This is a genomic window from Mesorhizobium sp. B2-8-5, assembly GCF_006440675.2.
Classification (GTDB): domain Bacteria; phylum Pseudomonadota; class Alphaproteobacteria; order Rhizobiales; family Rhizobiaceae; genus Mesorhizobium.
On the sequence record NZ_CP083951.1, the window covers coordinates 5,130,055 to 5,149,900 of the forward strand.

Annotated in this window: 28 protein-coding genes and 1 riboswitch; of the genes, 20 read left to right on the plus strand and 8 right to left on the minus strand. The window is 63.9% G+C overall.

The window, feature by feature from the left end; genetic code table 11:
- The first annotated feature begins 9 nt into the window (after positions 1 to 9).
- Together FJ430_RS25310 and FJ430_RS25315 are read left to right on the plus strand one after the other, a co-directional pair.
- The gene (locus FJ430_RS25310) at positions 10 to 903 is read left to right on the plus strand and encodes a LysR family transcriptional regulator (protein ID WP_140644923.1); all 894 of its coding nucleotides are present in this window, start codon (positions 10 to 12) and stop codon (positions 901 to 903) included.
- The gene (locus FJ430_RS25315) at positions 900 to 1,844 is read left to right on the plus strand and encodes a sulfotransferase family protein (protein ID WP_181175243.1); all 945 of its coding nucleotides are present in this window, start codon (positions 900 to 902) and stop codon (positions 1,842 to 1,844) included. The genes FJ430_RS25310 and FJ430_RS25315 overlap by 4 nt, the downstream gene beginning before the upstream one ends.
- Before the next feature lie 25 nt (positions 1,845 to 1,869).
- On the opposite strand, the gene FJ430_RS25320 is transcribed toward FJ430_RS25315, so the two are convergent.
- The 3 genes from FJ430_RS25320 to FJ430_RS25330 form a co-directional block, all read right to left on the minus strand.
- Positions 1,870 to 2,205 carry a hypothetical protein gene (locus tag FJ430_RS25320; protein ID WP_140703451.1) on the minus strand — a complete coding sequence of 112 codons (336 nt, stop codon included), beginning with the start codon at positions 2,203 to 2,205 and terminating at the stop codon, positions 1,870 to 1,872.
- A 163-nt stretch (positions 2,206 to 2,368) separates the two neighbouring features.
- Positions 2,369 to 3,115: an SDR family oxidoreductase gene (locus FJ430_RS25325; RefSeq protein WP_210242086.1), complete on the minus strand. Its 747-nt coding sequence runs from the start codon at positions 3,113 to 3,115 to the stop codon at positions 2,369 to 2,371.
- A gap of 33 nt (positions 3,116 to 3,148) precedes the next feature.
- Positions 3,149 to 3,610: a VOC family protein gene (locus tag FJ430_RS25330; protein WP_140658471.1), complete on the minus strand. Its 462-nt coding sequence runs from the start codon at positions 3,608 to 3,610 to the stop codon at positions 3,149 to 3,151.
- 133 nt (positions 3,611 to 3,743) lie between these two features.
- Here FJ430_RS25330 and FJ430_RS25335 point away from each other — a divergent pair, with 133 nt between their 5' ends.
- The 9 genes from FJ430_RS25335 (at position 3,744) to FJ430_RS25375 (ending at position 12,141) form a co-directional block, all read left to right on the plus strand.
- Entirely contained in the window at positions 3,744 to 4,631 is an 888-nt protein-coding gene (locus FJ430_RS25335; RefSeq protein WP_140703449.1) for a transcriptional regulator GcvA, read from the plus strand.
- 63 nt (positions 4,632 to 4,694) lie between these two features.
- The gene (locus FJ430_RS25340; RefSeq protein ID WP_140644929.1) at positions 4,695 to 4,922 is read left to right on the plus strand and encodes a hypothetical protein; all 228 of its coding nucleotides are present in this window, start codon (positions 4,695 to 4,697) and stop codon (positions 4,920 to 4,922) included.
- A 315-nt stretch (positions 4,923 to 5,237) separates the two neighbouring features.
- Positions 5,238 to 6,236, plus strand: a complete 999-nt coding sequence (locus FJ430_RS25345; RefSeq protein ID WP_140658459.1) for a L,D-transpeptidase family protein — start codon at positions 5,238 to 5,240, stop codon at positions 6,234 to 6,236.
- Positions 6,237 to 6,386: 150 nt separating this feature from the next.
- Positions 6,387 to 8,825, plus strand: a complete 2,439-nt coding sequence (locus FJ430_RS25350) for a GcvT family protein (RefSeq protein ID WP_140703447.1) — start codon at positions 6,387 to 6,389, stop codon at positions 8,823 to 8,825.
- A 55-nt stretch (positions 8,826 to 8,880) separates the two neighbouring features.
- Positions 8,881 to 9,990: a mandelate racemase/muconate lactonizing enzyme family protein gene (locus FJ430_RS25355; RefSeq protein ID WP_140703445.1), complete on the plus strand. Its 1,110-nt coding sequence runs from the start codon at positions 8,881 to 8,883 to the stop codon at positions 9,988 to 9,990.
- A 116-nt stretch (positions 9,991 to 10,106) separates the two neighbouring features.
- The gene (locus FJ430_RS25360; protein ID WP_140703443.1) at positions 10,107 to 10,439 is read left to right on the plus strand and encodes a DUF2934 domain-containing protein; all 333 of its coding nucleotides are present in this window, start codon (positions 10,107 to 10,109) and stop codon (positions 10,437 to 10,439) included.
- A gap of 433 nt (positions 10,440 to 10,872) precedes the next feature.
- Positions 10,873 to 11,190, plus strand: coding sequence for an ArsR/SmtB family transcription factor (locus tag FJ430_RS25365; protein WP_181175242.1), 318 nt, complete (start codon positions 10,873 to 10,875; stop codon positions 11,188 to 11,190).
- Positions 11,187 to 11,672 carry an SRPBCC family protein gene (locus FJ430_RS25370; protein WP_095770074.1) on the plus strand — a complete coding sequence of 162 codons (486 nt, stop codon included), beginning with the start codon at positions 11,187 to 11,189 and terminating at the stop codon, positions 11,670 to 11,672. The genes FJ430_RS25365 and FJ430_RS25370 overlap by 4 nt, the downstream gene beginning before the upstream one ends.
- Positions 11,673 to 11,742: 70 nt before the next feature.
- Complete coding sequence (locus FJ430_RS25375) at positions 11,743 to 12,141, plus strand: MAPEG family protein (RefSeq protein ID WP_226891907.1); 399 nt, start codon at positions 11,743 to 11,745, stop codon at positions 12,139 to 12,141.
- Between the two features lie 255 nt (positions 12,142 to 12,396).
- On the opposite strand, the gene FJ430_RS25380 is transcribed toward FJ430_RS25375, so the two are convergent.
- The gene (locus FJ430_RS25380; RefSeq protein WP_140658448.1) at positions 12,397 to 12,669 is read right to left on the minus strand and encodes a PilZ domain-containing protein; all 273 of its coding nucleotides are present in this window, start codon (positions 12,667 to 12,669) and stop codon (positions 12,397 to 12,399) included.
- Positions 12,670 to 12,818: 149 nt separating this feature from the next.
- Positions 12,819 to 13,391, minus strand: coding sequence for a histidine phosphatase family protein (locus FJ430_RS25385; RefSeq protein ID WP_140703437.1), 573 nt, complete (start codon positions 13,389 to 13,391; stop codon positions 12,819 to 12,821).
- A gap of 85 nt (positions 13,392 to 13,476) precedes the next feature.
- A riboswitch (adenosylcobalamin (AdoCbl) riboswitch) is annotated at positions 13,477 to 13,620 on the plus strand.
- On the opposite strand from FJ430_RS25385, the gene FJ430_RS25390 reads away from it, so the two are divergent.
- The 6 genes from FJ430_RS25390 to FJ430_RS25415 all read left to right on the plus strand — a co-directional run bounded on the left by FJ430_RS25390 (position 13,621) and on the right by FJ430_RS25415 (position 17,334).
- Positions 13,621 to 13,830 (plus strand): CbtB domain-containing protein, encoded by a 210-nt coding sequence (locus FJ430_RS25390; RefSeq protein WP_140658443.1) that lies wholly within the window; start codon positions 13,621 to 13,623, stop codon positions 13,828 to 13,830.
- 155 nt (positions 13,831 to 13,985) lie between these two features.
- Entirely contained in the window at positions 13,986 to 14,726 is a 741-nt protein-coding gene (locus tag FJ430_RS25395) for a CbtA family protein (RefSeq protein ID WP_140703435.1), read from the plus strand.
- A gap of 51 nt (positions 14,727 to 14,777) precedes the next feature.
- Entirely contained in the window at positions 14,778 to 15,362 is a 585-nt protein-coding gene (locus FJ430_RS25400) for a hypothetical protein (protein WP_140703433.1), read from the plus strand.
- 64 nt (positions 15,363 to 15,426) lie between these two features.
- A complete protein-coding gene (locus FJ430_RS25405; RefSeq protein WP_140703431.1) occupies positions 15,427 to 15,915 on the plus strand; it encodes a DMT family transporter in 489 nt (162 codons plus the stop codon).
- Between the two features lie 83 nt (positions 15,916 to 15,998).
- The gene (locus tag FJ430_RS25410) at positions 15,999 to 16,862 is read left to right on the plus strand and encodes a GNAT family N-acetyltransferase (RefSeq protein ID WP_226891909.1); all 864 of its coding nucleotides are present in this window, start codon (positions 15,999 to 16,001) and stop codon (positions 16,860 to 16,862) included.
- A 136-nt stretch (positions 16,863 to 16,998) separates the two neighbouring features.
- Positions 16,999 to 17,334, plus strand: coding sequence for a hypothetical protein (locus FJ430_RS25415; protein WP_140644945.1), 336 nt, complete (start codon positions 16,999 to 17,001; stop codon positions 17,332 to 17,334).
- 42 nt (positions 17,335 to 17,376) lie between these two features.
- Here FJ430_RS25415 and FJ430_RS25420 read toward each other — a convergent pair whose 3' ends face one another.
- On the minus strand, positions 17,377 to 17,526 hold the full coding sequence (locus tag FJ430_RS25420; protein WP_112100506.1) for a hypothetical protein: 150 nt from the start codon (positions 17,524 to 17,526) through the stop codon (positions 17,377 to 17,379).
- Between the two features lie 246 nt (positions 17,527 to 17,772).
- On the opposite strand from FJ430_RS25420, the gene FJ430_RS25425 reads away from it, so the two are divergent.
- The 3 genes from FJ430_RS25425 (at position 17,773) to FJ430_RS25435 (ending at position 18,705) form a co-directional block, all read left to right on the plus strand.
- Positions 17,773 to 17,955 carry a hypothetical protein gene (locus FJ430_RS25425; RefSeq protein ID WP_036258067.1) on the plus strand — a complete coding sequence of 61 codons (183 nt, stop codon included), beginning with the start codon at positions 17,773 to 17,775 and terminating at the stop codon, positions 17,953 to 17,955.
- Between the two features lie 59 nt (positions 17,956 to 18,014).
- Positions 18,015 to 18,395 carry a YkvA family protein gene (locus FJ430_RS25430; protein ID WP_140703427.1) on the plus strand — a complete coding sequence of 127 codons (381 nt, stop codon included), beginning with the start codon at positions 18,015 to 18,017 and terminating at the stop codon, positions 18,393 to 18,395.
- Between the two features lie 148 nt (positions 18,396 to 18,543).
- Positions 18,544 to 18,705 carry a hypothetical protein gene (locus FJ430_RS25435; protein WP_181175249.1) on the plus strand — a complete coding sequence of 54 codons (162 nt, stop codon included), beginning with the start codon at positions 18,544 to 18,546 and terminating at the stop codon, positions 18,703 to 18,705.
- Positions 18,706 to 18,926: 221 nt separating this feature from the next.
- Here FJ430_RS25435 and FJ430_RS25440 read toward each other — a convergent pair whose 3' ends face one another.
- Complete coding sequence (locus FJ430_RS25440) at positions 18,927 to 19,151, minus strand: hypothetical protein (protein WP_140658427.1); 225 nt, start codon at positions 19,149 to 19,151, stop codon at positions 18,927 to 18,929.
- A gap of 474 nt (positions 19,152 to 19,625) precedes the next feature.
- Complete coding sequence (locus FJ430_RS25445) at positions 19,626 to 19,811, minus strand: hypothetical protein (protein WP_140644949.1); 186 nt, start codon at positions 19,809 to 19,811, stop codon at positions 19,626 to 19,628.
- Positions 19,812 to 19,846 lie beyond the last annotated feature (35 nt).

The following is a 19,846-nucleotide window of genomic DNA, read 5'->3' on the forward strand; positions in this document are numbered from 1 at the left end:
TGGTGCCCCATGCAGCGCGAGGATCTGAAGGATTTGCTGTGGTTCCTGACGGTGGCCAGGGAGCGCAGCTTCACCAGGGCGGCGGCCGAGCTCGGCACGTCGCAATCGACGCTCAGCCATACGATCAAGCAATTGGAGGCGCGGCTCGGCGTGCGGCTGCTGACCCGCACGACGCGGAGCGTAGCGCCCACGGAAGCAGGCGAGCGGCTCTACCAGTCGCTGGTCCCGCGGTTCGAAGGCATCGAGTCCGACCTGTCGAGCCTGGTCGCCTTCCGCGACAGGCCCGCCGGCACGGTGCGTATCACACTGTCGGACCATGCGCTGCGGATGGTTGTCTGGCCGAAGCTGCAGCCGATGCTGCGTGACTATCCCGACCTGCGCGTCGAGCTCTACAGCGACAACGGCATGCGCAACATCGTCGAGGAGCGCTTCGACGCCGGCGTGCGGCTCGGCGAGAACGTCGACAAGGACATGATCGCGGTGCGCATCGGCGCCGACTGGCGGTTGGTGGCGGTGGCTTCGCCGGACTATTTTTCGCGCCGCCCCATCCCGAAAGCACCGCAGGACCTGGTCGCGCATGACTGTATCTGCCTGCGACAGACGACGTTCGGCGGGCTCTATGCCTGGGAGTTCGAGAAAAAGGGCCGCGAGCTCAGGGTGCGGGTGGAGGGCCAACTTACCTTCAACACGACCATCCCCATGGTCGACGCCGCGCTGAACGGATACGGCATAGCCTATGTTCCGGAAGACCTCGTCAGCCAGCATGTGGCCGAGGGCCGGCTGAGGCTCGTGCTCGACGACTGGAGCCTGCCCTTTCCAGGCTACCACCTCTATTACCCAAGCCGGCGACAGCTCTCGCCGGCGATGGCGGTGGTCGTCGCGGCGCTTCGGCACCGCGTTTGACGGCAGAACGTCTTGGTCGTTTCCGCCGGCTGGACCAGCCGGACGCCCGGCGCTTGCCCCGGCCCTCCAGATCACTGTCGTCAGCGGCAATTATCTGTTCGTCGCCGACCGCATATAAGCATTTCCCGTTGCAATCTCCGGAAGAAGAAGGTTCATTAAAATTTCCGGGGGAGAATAAAATCGTGCACAGGGGTGTGGTGCGGCTTCTTCCGAAGCCCAAGGTTTCTATATTCATTTGCGGTTGTGGGCATACGGGATCGACCTTGCTCGCCCGGATACTGGCTGCCCATCCGGATGTCTTCGCCATTCGACGCGAGACAAGCGCTTTTGTCTCCAACAGTGGAGCGCGATGGACCAAGCTAAGCCTGGTCTTATTGCAGGCGGCCATTTCACGCCGCAGCGTCTGGGTCGAAAAGACTCCGAACCATATCCACCATACAAGGCAGATCACCGAGACGATCCCGGGCGCGCGCTTTATCGTCGTCACGCGCGACGGCAGGGATGTCGTGGCGTCGCTCGGGCAGCGTTATGAGGGCGATTTCGACAAGGCCTTCCAAAGATGGATCGCCGACAGCAAGGCTTCGATGCTTCGCGTCGAAAAGGGCGAAAGCATCCTATGGCGCTATGAGGACTTCATCGAATCGCCGGCGCTTTCCATCGAACGGCTGTGCCGCTTCATCGGCGTGGCCTTCGATCCGGGCATTCTGAACTATCACAAGCAGCCTGTTGTATGGGGGCGGGAAAAGGCGGTTCGCACGGCGCATTCCGCTCGCCGGCACGCCCAGGTGAACCAGCCGATCACCGATTATAGGGGCGGCTGGCGATCCAGGCTGCCGACGGAAGTGGCTTGCCGTTTCGACGCCGGCGAAGCGCGGGAAATCATGGACTATTTCGGATACGCGCAGGCCGAGCATTCGGCTGATGTCGATCACCAGACCTAAGCGTAGTCGAGGAGCGATCGTTTGATCAGCGCGGGAGCAGCCGCGAGACCTTGAGCCGCGGCGCGAAGAAGCAGCGCAGATAGGGCTGGTTGGTTATGACGTAATGGTTCTCGCAGATATGGTAGCGGCCGTCCGGCGATTCCTGCACGCGCTCTCGCGGGATGTTGAAACCTTCGGGAAGATAGACATAGCCGCCGTCGGCCATGGATTGCACGGCAGACTCCGGTATGGGGCGGCAATCCGTGCCGCCACAGCATTTGAAGTTCGTTACCGGGTCGACCTTGTTTTCGTACCAGTCATGGGCGTTGGCGCCTGTCGCGGCGCCAATCCACATGGCTGTGGTGACGATGACCCTTCGCATGGCATTCCTCGACGAAGCGGAGGCACTGCTCATTCAAGCGTCATCTATATTGGCGTTCCGCCGGAAACGCCATTGCCCGGCGAAGGCCTGGAAAGCGACGCCCGGCCCTTGCGGCGGCGATGGATGAGGCCGGATCCTCAGACAGAGGTCTGGCCCTGCCCGCTCACACCAGCCGCTGCCCGCCGTCGATGTGGACGGTCTCGCCGGTCATGAATTCGTTCTGCATCAGATAGAGATAGGCGGGCGCGATGTCGGCGGGTTTGGCGATCTTTCCCGCCGGGATACGCGCGCCCATCTGCTCGAAATAACCTGACTTGGCCTCGCCGACGATCTCGTCCCACATTTCGGTATCGACCCAGCCGGGCGAGACGATGTTGACGCGGGTCGGCGCGAGCTCCAGCGCCAGCGCGCGGGCGAAATAGCTGAAAGAGCCGGCGACCGCCGAGACCACCGAGCCGCCCGGGACCGGCGGGCGGTCCTTGTTGATGCCGGAAGTGAAGATCATCGAGCCGCCCTTGTTCAGCGTGCGCACGGCATGCTTGGCCAGCATCACCGCGCCGATCAGCTTGCCGTCGACGAAGCCGCGTACGAAATCCATGTCGGTCTCGCCGATCGGATCATTGGGCGGTGGCGTGCCGGCCGTCGCGACCAGATGATCGAAGGCGCCGGCTGCCTCGAACAAGCCGGACACCTTGGCCTCATTGGCCATATCGGCGGCGATGCCAGTCACGCGCCCTGCCCCGCCGAGCCGCTTTTCGGCGGTCTTCAGCTTTTCGGCCGAACGGCCGACGATCACCACCTCCGCGCCGCTTGCAAGCGCCGCTGCCGCGACGCCGAAACCTATGCCGGAGCTGCCGCCGACGACAATGATCTTCTTTCCATTAAGCGATGTCATAGGGAGACTGGTCACGGGTCTTCTCCGTCTTTCCGTGATGGACTGAAATCAGGCGCGGCCGGCGTGGGCGGCCGCGATATCGGCGAGGATGATCTTCTTCATCGAATACATCGCCTGCCGAGCCCGGTCGGCCTTTGCGCGATCCGGGTCGTTCATCAGCCGCAGGGCTTCGCTGGGAATGACCTGCCAGTAGACGCCGAATTTGTCCTTCAGCCAGCCGCAGGGCTGCTCCGAGCCGCCGTCGGCAGTCAGCGCGTTCCAGAAATAGTCGGTCTCGGCCTGGTCCTCAGTCTCGATGTAGAGCGAGATGCGCTCGTTGAAGGGCGGCACGCCGCCGGCATTCAAAGCGGTAAAGCGCTGGCCTTCCAGTTCGAAGTCGAAGATCGCGTGCGGCTTGTCGGTGAACTCGATGCTCTGCAACGCGCGGCTGTTCTTGAAAACGGACAGATAGAAGTCGCGCGCGACTTCGGCGTCGAGGTTGAACCAGAGGAAGGGGTGAACGGTGGCCATGGTGTCCTCGCAGGTTTGATCTGAAGTGAGTGTTGATCACAAATTCTGTGAGGATTTTTGGCTGGAAAAAGCTCGACGGACAAACCAAAGTTTGGCAAGGATTTGTTACCAACACTCACAAATCGATCTGGCCATGACCCGCAGACTGCCGCCGCTCAATGCCCTCCCGGCCTTCGAGGCTGCCGCCCGGCACCTGAATTTTTCCAGGGCCGCGGACGAGCTCAATCTCACGCATGGCGCCGTCAGCCGGGCGATAAAACATCTGGAGGAACAGCTCGGCGTGCAGCTCTTCGAACGCGCCACGCGCTCGGTGCGGCTCACACCGGTCGGCGAGCCCTATGCGGCTGCGGTGCGCGAGACGCTCGACCAGCTCGCGCTGGCGACGCAGACGGCGACCTTGCGCCATTCGGGTTCGACGCTGAATGTCAGCACCTCGGACGGCTTTGCCGGCAAGTGGCTGGTGCCGAGGCTCTACCGTTTCCACCGCGCGCATGGCGACATCGACGTGCGCGTCTCGACCACCGGCAAGCTGACCAATTTCCGCGGCGACGGCATCGACGTCGCTATCCGTTATGGCGGCGGGCATTATCACGGGCTGACGTCGGAATTCCTCACCGGCGAGGAGGTCTTTCCGGTCTGCAGCCCGAAGCTTCTGGAAGGGCCGCGTCCGCTCAAGCACCCGCAGGACCTCAGGCACCACACGCTGATCCGCGACGGCTACCGCATCGACTGGGCGGCGTGGCTTGCCAGTGCCGGCGTCGAGGGCATCGACCCGAACAGCGGCCTCACCTTCGACTCCGCCACCTTCGCGGTGGAGTCGGCGGTGCAGGGCGAAGGCGTGGTGCTCGGCCGCACCATGCTGGTTTCCGCCGATCTCGCCACCGGCCGGCTGGTGCGGCCGTTCGACCATGCGCTGAAAGCGGTCTCCAGCTTTTACCTCGTCTACCCGCCGGAGGCGATCCGCCAGCGCAAGGTGAAGGCGTTTCGCGATTGGCTGTTTGAGGAGATCGGGCCGGGCTGAAGCAAAGGCTTGCCAAAATCCCAGCCTTGCGAAGACGTGCCGATTGCGCGATGTTGCACAACCATGGCTGGCGAGTATCTGGACCACAAACTGGAATGCCCGTTTTGCGGCACCATCCGTTTGCAAATTCCGGCCGATGCTCAACCCGAAACGGCGATCCATTGCGCTGAGTGCGGCAAATATCTCGGCTCATGGGACGAGTTGCAAACCGATTTCGAGATCCAAGGCGGCACGGACGGCGTATTCCGGCTGGATAAGGGGCGCATCCAGAAGCTCAATTCCAGCCGATGACCAGCCGCTACTGACGAAGCCCATGGGGCTCAGACCGGAAAGCGCCAACAGGGCAACCGACGGCATGGGCGGGGGGCGTTGGGGAGCCGTCGGTTACCAGCACGAGGGGCCATGGAATCAGAAAATGCGCAGGCCCTGGCACGATAATGCCAGTTCTTTGCGTTCATGGGAACTGGTTTCCAGCTTAAAATTCAAATGTCTATAGGAGAAAGCGCACACTCGCGATGATCTTCGTGCGACTCCCCGCGACAGGAACCACATCGGCCGTGCCGCGTCATAGAGACAGGCTCTTGTCGCGATCCTGGAGTGACGTCGATGGTCAGGCTGCTTGGTGTCGTTGCGTTGGCGCTCGCGCTCGCGTGCGGCGGGACGCTGGCAGCCAAGCTCGACCTCGCCGCTGTCAACCAGGCGCAATTCAGCGAGGGCGAGCCGAAGGGCGTCGATCCGATGGTGCTCAGGGCGCAGATCCTGCTTGATCGCGCCCGCTTCTCTCCCGGCCTGATCGACGGCCGCCTTTCCGACAATTTTTCCAAGGCCGTCGCAGCCTTCCAGGCGGCGAACGGACTGCCCTCCGACGGCAAGCTCACCCGGGAGACCTGGGACAAGCTCACAGCGACTTTCGCCGGCCCGGTGTTGATAAACTACGAGATCACGGCCAAGGATGTGCGCGGGCCGTTCACCAGGCGCATCCCCGCCCGCATGGAGCGGATGGCGCATCTGAAGCGGCTCGGCTATCGCAACGCGCGGGAAAAACTGGCGGAGCGCTTCCATGTCAGCGAACAACTGCTGAGGCTGCTCAATCCCAAAACCGTTTTCAGGAAGGCCGACACCACGCTGGTGGTGCCTGATATCGGCCGCGGCGACCCTCCCGCGACCGTCGCCAGCGTCGAGGTCGACAAGGGCGCCCGCCAGGTGCGCGCGCTCGATGCGTCAGGCAAGGCGCTTGCGGTCTATCCCGCCTCGATCGGCAGTGAGGAAAAGCCGGCGCCGAGTGGCGCGGCGGAGGTCAAGCGCGTCGTCCACAATCCGACCTACCATTACAATCCGAAGTTCGCCTTCAAGGGGGTGAGGAGCAAGCGGCCCTTCACCATCGCCGCGGGACCGAACAATCCGGTCGGGGTCGTCTGGATCGATCTCACGATCGAAAGCTACGGCATCCACGGCACGCCCGATCCGGGCAAGATCGGCACGACCTTCTCGCATGGCTGCATCCGGCTCACCAACTGGGATGCCGAAGATCTCGCCGCCATGGTCAAGCCCGGCACCAAAGTCGACTTCAAACAAGAGACGGCGCAAGACGGGCAAGCACAGTGAAATGCCGGCGGGTCGCGAGGCCGCCACGCTGTAACCTGTTGCATAAATCCAGCTTATCATGACCCCCAGTTTTTGAAGACGTTACACGGGCTTTCCCCGCCTGTAGCTTCGGCGGCGCTCGTTCAACAATGATATGGTTTCGGTGGTTTGATGCAGACACATGCGCGCGTGGTGATCGTCGGCGGAGGATGCGTCGGCGCCGGTATCCTTTATGGCCTGGCGAAGCGCGGCTGGAGGGATGTGGCGCTGCTCGAGCGCACGCAGCTGACCGCCGGCTCGACATGGCATGCGGCCGGGCTGATCCCGTCCTACGCCCGCAACATCAATGTCGGGCGGATGATCAACAAGACCATCGAGATCTATGAAGGGCTCGAGGCCGAGACCGGGCAGCCGGTCGGCTGGCACAAATGCGGACAGCTGCGCATCGCCAATTCGAGAGACCGCCTCGACGAATACAAGAGCTATATGAGCGTCGCCGAGGTGCAGAACATGCAGGCGCAGTTGCTGACACCCGACGAGGCGCGAAAGCTCTGGCCGCTGCTCGACAACAAGCAAATGCTCGGCGCACTCTATCATCCGGACGACGGCCATATCGCGCCGGCCGACGTGACGCATGCCATGGCCAAGGGCGCGCGGGATCTCGGCGCCAAGGTCTATCTCAACACCGAGGTGACCGGCTTCAAACGGACGGCCAGCGGCGAGTGGGTGGTGCAGACCAACCAGGGCGACATCACCTGCGAGCATGTGATTTGCGCCACCGGCAATTACGCGCGCCAGACCGGCGCGCTGCTCGGCCTCGACATCCCGGCGATCCCGATCCTGCATCAATACTGGATCACCGAAGCCGTACCGGAGGTGGTCGAGCGCAAGCGCGCGGGCCGGCCCGAAATGCCGATCCTGCGCGACGAAGGTTTCGAGGGCTATCTGCGCGAGGAAGGCGACGGCTTCATGTTCGGGCCTTACGAGCGCACCGAGCACCTGAAGCTCTTCGCCGAGGATGGCGTTCCCGCCTGGTTCGGCGCCGACCTGCTGGAAGAGGATTTCGACGCGGTGTCGTGGAACTGGGAACAGGCGCTGCAGCTCGTCCCGGCGCTTGGACGCGTCGGCATCAAGGCCAATGTGCGCGGCCCCTTCCAGATGACGGCGGACGAGCTGCCCTTGATGGGTCCGGCCTGGGGCCTGCCCAATGTGTGGCTGGCCGAGGGCGTGCCGGGCGGCATCCTGTGGGGCGGCACGATCGGCTATTATCTGTCGGAGCGGATCGTCGAAGGCGGCAACAGCCTCGATGTCTCCGACCTCGATCCACGCCGCTTCGGCGATTACGCCAACAAGGCTTGGACGCGCGAAAAGGTGCGCGAGGCCTGGGGCACGCATGCCGAGCAGAAATATCCCGGACAGGACATGCCCGCCGCGCGGCCGCAAAAGACCGCGCCCTCCTATGACAGGCTGACGGAGCTCGGCGCCGTCTGGGGCGTGCTCAATGGCTGGGAGATGCCCAACTGGTTCGCGCGCGACGGCGTCGAGGCGAAGGACCAGTATAGCTGGCGCTGGACGCCGAAGGGCAACCTCGTCGGCGAGGAGGTGCTCGCTGTGCGCAATGCCGTCGGCCTGGTCGAGATGACGCCGATGACCAAGTTCGAAGTGTCGGGACGAGGCGCGGCCGCCTGGCTGGACGGGATCATCGCCAACCGCCTGCCGGCGGTCGGCAAGGTGACGCTGGCGCATCAGCTTACCGCCAACGGCGGCGTGCAGGCGGAATATATGGTGGCGCGCCTCGGCGATGATCTGTTCTACCTGATCTCGACGCCGCGTGCCGAGCGCTGGAATTTCGACGATCTGTCCAGGCTGCTCCCCGCCGATGGCAGCGTGAGCCTGAAGAACGTCACCAACGATCGCGGCTGTTTCACGGTCGTCGGACCCAAGGCGCGCGAGGTGCTGCAGCCGCTCACCGAGATCGACCTTTCCAACGAAAGTTTTCCGTGGTTCGGCGTCAAGACCGGCAATGTGGCTCTGGCCAGCGACGTGCGGCTGTTGCGCGTCAACTATGAAGGCGAGCTGGGCTGGGAGCTCTACCATCCCCTGCCCTATCAGCGTCAATTGCTCGACGCGATCCTGAAGCAAGGCGAGAAGCACGGCATGCGGCTGGTCGGGCTGCACGCGCTGGAGTCGCTCAGGCTCGAGAAATCCTATCGCGCCATGTACCGCGACATGAATCCCGAGCTCAACGCGCTGGAGAGCGGGCTGGAGCGTTTCATCCGCCTCGACAAGGGCGACTTCGTCGGGCGCGACGCGGTGCTGAAATACAAGGAGCGCAACGACCAGCGCCGCTCGGTGACGCTTAGGATCGACACCGAAGGCGCAAGCTCCCTTGCCAACGAAGGACTCTACAGCGACGGCGCGCTGGTCGGGCGCATCACGTCGGGCGGCTATGGCTACGCGCTCGGGCATGACGTGGCGCTGGCGCTGCTGCCCGAACGGTTTTCCAAACCCGGCACGAAGCTCGACGTCGCGATCCTGGGCGAATGGAGGGCCGCCGAAGTGATCGCGGATTCGCCTTACGACCCGACCTCGGCCAGGGCGCGGATGTAATAGGCGGGGCCTGCAAAGGCCCCGTTGCCGACGTGTCCTTCGGAGGGAAGCCCGTATGCGTATCGACCGCATCAACGTCTATTCGGCGCAACTGCCGGTTAAAGGCGGTGTCTACCGCATGGCCAGCGCCGACGTGGAGGCGCTCGACTCCACACTGGTCGAAATCGTCACAGATGATGGTTTTGCCGGCTGGGGCGAGACCTGTCCGATCGGCCCGGTCTACCAGCCGCATCATGCGCTTGGCGCCCGCGCCGCGATCGCCGAAATCGCGCCGGGCCTGACCGGCTCGGAGGTCGCCTCGATCAGGCAGCTGGCGAAACAGATGGACGAGCGGCTTAGCGGGCACGGCTACGCCAAGGCCGCATTCGATATGGCGTTCCTCGACCTGCTCGGCCAGAAGCTCGGCGTGCCGGTCTCGACGCTTTTGGGCGGCGCGCTGACCGACCGCGTGCCGGCCTATTATTCGCTGATCGTCGGGGCGCCGGACGAGACGGCGCGGATCGCCGCCGACAAGGTGAGGGACGGCTACCCGCGCCTGCAGGTCAAGATCGGCGGGCGCAACCTGGAAGAGGACGTGGCCGTCGTCCACAAGGTGTGGGAAGCGGTCGGCTACAAGGCTCGGCTAGCTGTCGACGGCAACCGAGGCTTGACGGTCGCCGCCGCGATCCACCTCGACCGGCTCTGCCAGCAAATCCCCTTCGTCTTCGAACAGCCCTGCAACACGATGGACGAGGTCGCGACGCTGAAGGGCCGCGTGACGCATCCGGTCTATCTCGACGAAAGCACCGAGGACCAGAACGCCGTGCTGAGGGCCATCTCGCTCGGCATCGCCGACGGCTTCGGCTTCAAGGTGACGCGCCTTGGCGGCCTCACCAAGATGACGACGGTGCGCGACCTCTGCGCCATCCGCTCGCTGCCGCACAGCTGCGACGACGCCTGGGGCGGCGACATCATCGCGGCGGCCTGCGTGCATCTGGCCGCCACCGTCGAGCCGCGCCGCATGGAGGGCACCTGGATCGCCCAGGAATACATCAAGGGCCATTTCGACCAGAAGCACCCGGTCGTCATCAAGCAAGGGCACATCGCCGTGCCGCAGGGGCCGGGGCTCGGCGTAAAACCCGAGCCCGGCATGTTCGGCAAGCCAGTTGCGATATACGGGCCGTAACTCCAGGCAGAAATCTGCGCAGTGGAGGGCCGGAATTGTGCCGGCGATCACTTCGTGAACGACGCGGATCGTTCCGCCCTGTCCTGCGTTCTTGTGACACGCAAGGAGGAACGGCGATGGACGACGACGATCGGACCGAGAAGATCAGGCAGCGTGCCTATGAGATCTTTCAGCGCGAGGGCGGCATCCTGGGCAATCATGAACGGCACTGGCATCAGGCGGAGTTGGAGATCGACCGCGAGGCCGCCCTGCCGCTGACGGCGGACGATGCGCTGCCCGAAACGCGCGAGATCGACAGCGCGGACGTGCTGACGGTGGAGGCGCTTGCCATGCGCACCGGCATTTCGGGCGACGAGGCGCAAGAGCTGCTCGACAGGCTGGGCAACGACCGCGCTGTGATCGAGCAAGCGGCGCGCGATCTGCAAGCACGCAAGCGCGGTGTCGATTAGTGGCACTGCACTGAGATTTTGACCGGTCGGCTCTGTTTGCGTTGGCAGGTGGGACGCGTTGGAGATTGGCCGAAACGCCCATCGCGATCGTTTGCAGGGCGGAGCAGGAGCGAAGCTCCGTCGCGAAGACCCTCGAATCCAGGCCGTTGCCTTCACCCAGGAATGCAACAGAGCAAAATTCTGCACCGTGGCGTCGCTTCCAAGTCACGGAATGGATTTCTATGGTCTGCGCCGCGTCGCTTCGCTCCCTGCTCCGCCAAAGAATGACGAGGTTGGGGCGGCCTCCACCAATCCCCGGCGTTTGCGCTGATTTCACGGAAATGAACGGAAAATCTTGCCCCAAGAGGCGGTTGGCCAGCCAATCGGACCGGCCACAGGTGGCACTCTCCATCCGGGTTGACAGGTCAGACGCATCGTCCTAATTTTCGCGTTAGTGGCTACTAACGCGAAATACTGGACTGCGCTCGGCGATCAGACGCGACGCACGATCTTCGAACTGCTGGTCGACCGACCCAGTTCGGTCAGCGGGCTCGCTAATGCGCTGCCCGTGACGCGGCCGGCCGTCTCGCAGCATCTGAAGGTGCTCAAGGATGCCGGACTGGTGGCTGATACGCGCTCCGGCAAGGAGCGCATTTACCGGATCGATCCGGACGGGCTCGCGGCGTTTCGCGCGGAGATCGATCAGTTCTGGGTGAAGACGCTTGCGGCCTACAAGCTGGCCGTCGAGCAACCGACAAAGGACGAGACATGATCAAGCAACCGGCACCTGCTCCCGTAAGGCATTCCGTCGTCGTCGAGGCGCCGATCGCGCGCGCCTTCAAAGTGTTCACCGAGGATTTCGGCAGCTTCAAGCCGCGCGAGCACAATCTGCTTGCCGTGCCGATCGCGGAAACGATCTTCGAGCCGCACGTCGGCGGCCACGTCTACGACCGCGGGGTCGACGGCTCAGAGTGCCGCTTCGCCCGCGTGCTGGCCTACGATCCGCCCGACCGGCTGCTTCTGAGCTGGGACATCAGCCCGCGCTGGCAGATCGAAACCGACCTCGCCAGGACGAGCGAGTGGGAGGTCCGCTTCACGGCCGAGGCGGAAAACCGGACCCGGGTCGAAATCGAGCACCGCCATATCGAACGGCATGGCCAAGGCTGGGAAGGCGTACGCAGCGGGGTCGACGGCGATCAGGGCTGGCCGCTCTACCTGCAGCGGTTCCAAGCGCTTTTTGCCCGGGCGGCCTGACAGCACCTCCCGGGGCATGGCCCGCACGGTGGCGATCGGAGGAGCACTGGACATAATGGAAGCCTATTGGTTGAGCACCCTCGGCGTGCTTGCGCTCTGCCTCCTGTCGGTCGCGCTGGCGATCTACTCAGGCTCGTCCAAGGGTTTTGCAGACAAGCTTTCAGGGCCGGTGATCCCGGCGGACGACGACAACTCTCTTTACCGGATCGATCGCGTCCACATGAACTCGGTCGAGGCGCTCGCGCCCTTCGTCGTGCCCGTGTTGCTGGCGATGATGGTCGGCGTCGAGCCGGTGACGCTCGCCGTGCTCGTCTGGGTTCACTTGGCGATACGTCTCGTACACATGGTCATCTACCTGCGCGGCGGCAACGCCGCCAAGGGCGGCAGCGTCAGGACGATCCTCTATGTCTCGGGCGCGCTGGTCACGCTGGTTCTCATCCTCGTGACGGGGTGGGTGGCGCTTCGCTGAGCAGCTTTCGCTTCGTCGGCGGAACCCTCAGCCGATCAGAGGTTCATCCCTGCACAACCACAGGAGATCCACCATGGGCCATTGGCCTGCAACAGGTAAATGGCGAGCAGCGCCACCCAAACGGCTGTCCTGCTCATTCGCAAATCCCTGTTGGTCCGGCAATGAACGCGCTCGCGGCGGTTGCGTTCCCGATATGCCAGGCTGCACGTCGCCTTGGGCAGGATGAAGTAACGAATTGGTGGGGACGGCCGCGCATCAGTCCTTCGGCGCGTTGCTGTAGAGCGCCACGCCGACGCGGTCGTTGCGCCGCCACCGCACCAAAGCGCGATAGGCCGTATCGTCGGCCGGGACCTCGAGCAGGAAGCGGTCCGGGATCTCCACATCGGCGCCGACGCGCAATTCCGCACCTTGCTCGTGCTGATTTCTGACCGAGCAGCCGATCCTGACGCCGGCGGCGATGATCGTGGCTTCCTTGAGCACGAATTCGCGCGCATGAAGACGGCGCTCGGTCTCGGGAAAATTGGCCATATCCGGCGGGCTCCTCAGGCAAGGCTCTCCTCGCAACAGGGCAGCACCATAGCAGCGAGGCGTTTCCGTTCCGTTAGCAATCACTGAAACGCGGAACGGCAGCTTCATAGGCCGACCGCGTTCATCGGGATCTTTCATGCCCAGAGGGTTCAACCAGAGGCGATGACCCCGCTCGCGTGCAGCACCCAGCGGCGGCCGTCGCCGCGGAACTCGGTGAGCGACAGCGGCTCGATGTCGATCTTCCAGACCGAGGAAAGCGGCGCGCCCAGAACATGCACCATGGCCGCGCGGATCGGCAGGGCGTGCGTGAGCGCGATGGTGTGGCCGCTCTCGGCGGCCAGGCGCTCCATCAGTGCGGCGCCGCGCGAGGCCACGGCGGCAAGCGACTCGCCGCCATGGGGCGCCGCTTCCGCATCGGCGAACCAGGCCGCCATGCCTTCCGGATCTTCTGCCTGCACCTCCTCGAAGCCTTTGCCGGCCCAGCGCCCGAAATCCTGCTCGGCAAGCAGCGGCTCGACCGTCGCCGCCAGGCCGAGCGCCTCCGCCGTCTGCCGCGCGGCCAGCGCCGGGCTTGTCCAGACGCGGTCGGCGCTGCGCAGCGCAGCGGCCAGCGCAGCGGCGCGGTCGATGGCTTGCGGCTCCAGCCCCTCGTTACTCGGAAAGCGCCCCTTACGCATGGCCTGCGTCGCGCCGCTTGCGATCATCGTAAGGCGGGCGAGCATCCCAAAACTCCGTGGTCCAGTGAAATTTCGGCCGCGCGAAGCCGTGTTGGCCATTACATGTCGTTGACAGGCGAACGAAGTGCTGACAAGTGTTTTAGCGCTATACGGGATTGGAAGCCGGTGCGAGTCCGGCACGGTCGCGCCACTGTGATCGGCACCAGCCGAAAGTCAGGCCTTATTCCGCAGCATTGTTCGATCAACGGGACGCAGTATCCCACGGGAGGTCAATATGTCCGACACCACCTTCGCCCCCAGCTACGGTCCGGTTGCGATTCCGGTTCGCGAGCTTCTGCCGTGGGCCATCTTCGCCGGCCTGCTGTTGATGCTGGCGATCTATTTCGTCGGGGCGGAAGAAGGCGCAACGTCGCTGATCCGCGGCACCTATGTGCACGAATTCGTGCATGACGGCCGCCACCTGCTCGGCTTCCCCTGCCACTAAGACGGTTCAGCATCGCTGAACTCGCTTCGATTTTGGTCTAATCCGGACGGAAAACCGGCACGCAGTTTTCCTGGAATTGCTGGGTTGGCTTAACGCTATTCCGGACGGGAAAACCGCTACGCACTTTCCCTGGAATTGCTTAGAGGGTTAACGACATGGTCGGAAAACTTTTGCTGCGCGGCATGCTTGTCGGGTTGGTTGCGGGGATTCTGGCATTCGCCTTCGCCCGCGTCTATGGCGAGCCGCAGGTCGACAAGGCGATCGCCTTCGAGGAACAGCAGGCCCAGGCGGCCGGCGAGGCGCCGGAGCCCGAGATGGTCAGCCGCGTCACGCAGGCCGGCATCGGTCTCGCAACCGGCGTGCTGGTCTATGGCGCCGCCCTCGGCGGGCTGTTCTCGCTGGTCTTCGCTTATGCCTATGGCCGGCTGGGTTCGCTTGGGCCCCGTGGCACTTCGGCGCTCATCGCGCTGCTCGGCTTCCTGGCGGTGATCGTGGTGCCCGGCCTCAAATACCCGGCCAACCCGCCCGCGGTCGGCAATGCCGAGACCATCGGCTACCGCACGGAATTGTTCTTCATCATGATCGTGGTCTCGATCGCGGCGATGGTGGCGGCGGTCGGCCTGGCGCAGCGGCTGTGGACCCGGCTCGGCGCCTGGAACGCCTCGATCGTGGCTGGGCTGGCCTTCCTCGTCGTCTTCGCGCTGGTGAAGGCAGCCCTGCCCGACATCAACGAAGTACCGGAGAACTTCTCGGCGACGATGCTGTGGCAGTTCCGCGTCGCCTCGCTCGGCATCCAGCTTGTGCTATGGACCGTCGTCGGGCTCGGCTTCGGCGCGGTTGCCGAGCGCGTGGTCGCGGCGCGCGACCAGCGCAGCCCTGCCCGCCGCTTCGCCTGAAATTCGATGCGTCGGCCGCCACGGTTCCTTGCCCTGGCGGCCATTTTCTTTTTGGCGACCGCCCTTTCGATCATGACGGCGGCAGCACCCGCCGAAGCGCATAGCGGATCCTTCGCCCCGCCTCCTCCCGGCATCCAGATCCCGAGCCTGACACACGGCCAGATGGCCGTGATCGCCCGCTACCGCGGCGAGATCCTCGAGCTCGCCCGGCGCCAGACCGCGACCGACCCGACCTTCCGGCGGCTCTACAATCACGGCAATCTGCAATTCACCTATTGCCTCTGGGGCCTGATGCCGGGCAGCCTCGGCGACGAGGAGAGCCCCTTCAACGAATGCAGCCACGCCTACCTCGCCACCGCCAAGGCGCTGCTCACCCATATGGCGACGATGCCCTCAGCCGAACGCAACGCGAAAGCACTGATCTCCGATATCGACGCCGACATGGTGCGCAGCGGCGCGTCGTGGATCCTGTGCCAGTATAGCGGCGAGTCTTTCAGCACCGGCGCCGTCGTCGAGCCCAGATGGCGCGACATGGTCTTCCACCTGCCGAGCCTCTGCGTGCTGCTTGCCACGATGGCGGCGCTCGTCGCCGCCGCATGGTCCATCTTCGGCACGCCGCGCGCCCGCGCGGCCTAGCCGAGCGCTGCGCGCCGGCGTGAGCATCGGCAATTGTCCGGTTCCGGATTCGCAGCCGCCAGCCATGTTCGCCCCCGATGCCTTCGCCGTCACCGCCGCCTTATGCAGCGCGCTGAGCTCCATGTTCCTGAGCGAGCTCAAGGGCCGCGTTCCCCTGCTCCAGCTTGCCCGCTGGCAGATGCTCGCAACCTTCGTGATGACCGGCTCGGTGTCGTTGGCGATCGGCGGCTGGCACACGATGGGAGCGAGGGAGTTCTGGCTGCTTGCCGGATCGAGCTTCGCCGGCATCAGCATTGCCAGCACGACCTATTTCGCCACCATCTATTCGGTCGGCCCGCGCATCACGGCGCTGCTCTTCTCGCTCACCTCGCCTTTCGCCCTGGCGCTCGGCTATCTCGTGCTCGGCGAAACCATCAGCCGCTGGCAGGCGCTGGGCGTGGCGCTGGCGCTTGCCGTGCTTGCCATCGGTGGGCAAACGCCGGGGGTCAACGCGGCCTCGGACCCCGGACGATGCTTGCTGATGGCGCCCGAGACGGCAGGCATGGACAACTGATACGATCGGCGTTGCGGCTCACGCTCTGTGGCTGAGGTTGTTCAATGTCGCTCGTTTACAGACCTGCTCGCGCCGATGATCTTGTGGCGACCGATGCGCTGGTGGTGGCCAGCATCAATGAGCTTACCACTCGGCACGGCTTTGGCCCGATGGCGGCGACGAGCCCTCCCAACTTCCAGCTGTTTTCGCTCGAGGACGACCCCGGCGGCCTGTGGGTGGCGGAAGACGACGGGGACATTGCCGGCTTCGCCTGGAGCTGGGTATGCGGCGATATCTGGTTCCTCGCCCAGCTGTTCGTCGATCCTGGCCGACAAGGCCGCGGCATCGGAAACACGCTGCTGGAACGGACCATGGAGCATGCCCGCGCATCAGGCGCAGCCCACAAGGCACTTATAACATTCACCTTCAATCGTGTGTCGCAGGGGCTTTACATGCGGCACGGCTTGTTTCCCAAAACGCCGATCTACCTTCTCAGCGCCGCGCGCGAACGGGTGACCAAGGCGTTGCCGGAACCGCCGTTGCGCGCCGTCGAAATGGACGACAGCGCCGCGACGATGGAGAAACTTGCCGAGATCGACGCCCGTGCCCTGGGCGCCTCGCGAGTGAAGCATCATCGCTACCTGCGCACCGATCCGTCGACGACAGGCGTCCTGCTCTTTGCTGGCGGCGAGGCGGTCGGCTACGGATACATCAACGCCGGCGGGCATATCGGCCCCCTGGCGGTGACGAGGCCCGATATCGTTCGCGATGCCTTTGCAACGGCGTTGCTGTTGGCGGCGGATCGCTCGGCCGAGAAGGTATCGGCCTTCCTGCCGGGCACATGCGGGAGCGCGCTCGGCCTCGCGATCGATCAAGGCATGCGCATCACCTTCCCGATGCTGCTGATGGCATCGCCCGGCTATGGCGACTGGACGCAGTATCTGCCGCGAAATCCCGGCTTCATGTGATCGGCCGCCCGCGGCTGCAGGCGGCCGGCGGCAACCAAATGCTTGTTTTGCCGTTTATTTCAGCGGCTGCCGGCACACAGCGTGGCGCCAGCCGGCTGCGTCGGCCAGGTATCGCCGAGGCGGAAAGGAGGCCGCGATGACACGGCCGACAGTGGAAATAGGCGACAGGGTGGCTGTCATCGCCACCGTGGTCGAACGCAACGAGAACCGCGTGATGCTGAGGCTCGACGGCGACAGCCATAAATATTCGATGGTCGAGCCCAATGCCAAGGCTGGCGACAAGTTCAGACTCGAGGGCGAGGTCGTGCATGTCGACGAGGATCTCGGACGCACGACTGTGCAGGTTCTGGGGCGCGTGACCGTCGACACCCGGTCGGTCGAGATGGTGACGCGACGTTGCGACCTCGACCATATCGGCTCGAACGTGCCGGGCCACCCTCGCCCACGCACCCCGCCGCGACCGCATGGGTGAGCCGGGGCCGAGCCGCGATTCTGTCGTGGGACGATGACCGGTCTAGTGGCGCTTGAAATACTGCACTTCGCGTTCGTGCTTTTCCGCCGCTTCGCGCGACTTGAAGGTGCCTAGATTGCGGCGCTTGCCGGTCCTCGGATCGATTTTGCGCGAATAGAGCCTGTATTCGCCGGATTTCAGCTTGCGGATCATGGCGGTCTCCTTGTGAGCCAAGAACCTAACCCGCCTGGGGCCGTCGCGGTTCCAGGCAGGCCATCCAGCCCGCTCGCGGCCCATCCGCAAAAAAGCGCCGCTGTCGGTGAACCATTTCACGGACGTAAACGACCCAATGTCGGAATCGAGACCGCAACGACACGATTAGGTCGGATTATTTGTATTCAAATGACTTTGGCGACGTTATGCGGATGTCGCCGAAGTGCCGGATCTGAGGAGGGTGAGATGGTTACGGCGAAGCTTCACGGCGTTGAACTCGTCAGGGGCCAGAAGTGGACGGTGCGCGTCACCGCCTATGGCACGACGCTCATCTTTCCCTTCGAAGCCGAGCAATATGCGCGCTCCTATGCCGATGGCCAGGCCTTCCGCCTCGGCGTCGAGGTTGTCGAGTTGAAGGACTGCGCCTGAGAGGCCGAGCCATCGATCGCCAAATGGCCTGAAGACCCGCGCACCCATATATAAGCGGCATGTCGACATTCGATACGGCGAAGCGGTGGGCGCGCAAGATCAAGCGCGATGTGGTTGCGCTCTGGATCGCCGCCCGCGATCCGCGTGTGCCCTGGTATGCAAAAGCCGCCGCGGGCGCAGTCGCGGCCTACGCGCTGAGCCCCATCGATCTTATCCCGGATTTCATCCCGATCATCGGTTACCTGGACGACCTGCTGATCGTGCCTGTCGGCATCATGCTCGCGGTCAAGCTGGTCCCGTCCGATCTGATGCAGGAATTCCGCGATGAGGCCGCGCGACGCGAGAAGCCGGTGAGCAAGGCCGGGCTCGCTTCCATGATCGCGCTCTGGGTGCTTGCGGCGTTGGCCCTCGCCTGGCTGTTCTGGCCGAAGCCGGCCTAGATCCTTCAGCCAGCGCAGCCGCGCATGCCGGCGGAATCTCACTCGGCAGCTAAATTAGCTGTCCCTTGTAATTTATGCAAATCAGGGCCATGCTGGCCGAGCGCGTGAAATGGCAGGCGCAATGGGTGGGTTCAATTAGGGGTCAGGCGTGATGGAGTTCGCAGTCTGCTACGACCACAGCGGGTTCGATCTGGCACGGTCGCTCTTCCTCGATGTCACGGCGTTCTTTGCGCTGATGGCGCCATGGGCGGTCGCGCGGCTCATCGAGATGTCGCGCGAGGATGGCGCAGTCGGGCTACAGCCGGTCTGAGGCTCGAGCCGCCGCTTTGCTAAAGAGCGTTTCGCGGAAGCGTCGAACCGCTCTAACTCTCTGTGCTTATGCAATTCCGGACGGAAAACCGTTACACACTTTTCCTGGAATTGCTTTAAAAGCGCGTCGCGCTGAAGCGGATTCTGGCGACGCGCTTTTAAGCCTTTGTTTTCATGCATGTCGTTATCGCAAAACCGCTACACACTTTTGCGCGACATGCATTAGCCGTCGTGGACGACCTTTCGGATCGACAGGTCGTCGCCGAACAACGCCGAACAGTCGATCTCCTCCTGGAAGTTTGCCTGCGGATCGAGCACCAGCCACGAAGCGTGCGTGCGAAGATCCTTCAGCCTGGCATTCTTTTGCGCGCGCGCCAGGCGCTCGGCCTCGGCAACCGAGGCCTGAAAAGGCCTTTCGGCCTTGCGATGGTGAAGGATCCTCGACATAGCGGCGGAAAACGCGCTTGTCCCGCTTTTCGTTCCGTCGAAAGCGGCGGGTCGGACGCCTCGACCCTAACGCGTTCCCTGTTCGACGGTGGCGCGGCAGGATCTCCACGCGTCACGGTACGCGCGAAGGCGCATTTCTTTAAGTTTGCGCCCTGTTTCAAGCGGTATCGAGCATGAGCGCGCGCCGGATCGGCGGCTGAGGTAGCCCGGCTTGCCTTGGCGGTAAAAGAGTACGGCTCTTTGACGGACAAGCCGGGCTAAAGCGCCGACCATTGGGTTTCCTTGGGGGGAAGCCGGCGCAAGGACAGAGTGTCCGTTTCCCGTTGCGCCCGCAATTGTCGCTGAGGTCCTACGCGCCAGCGCAATGGTCCGACCGGCTGGAGACGTGATGCCGCAATTCCGGACGGAAGGCTACGGGAAAGCGCAGAGCCTACCCGCTCACACTTTTCCTGGAAGTGCTCCACGCCCGAACGCTCAAGCCCGCGTAAGACGGCCGCCCTTTTGCAGCGCCCTCCTGACGAAAAGCTCGGCATGCTGCGCCCATTCCGCTTCCGCGACGTCGTTCTCACGAACGGACTGCCTGAAAGCTTCCCGCAGAGCTTCGAGCTCAAAGATCGACAGCCGCTGGTTTCTTTTTTGTTTTTTTGTGCCGGCGTCCATAGTGCGTTGCCAAGAACCGCAAAAAAGACCGCCTC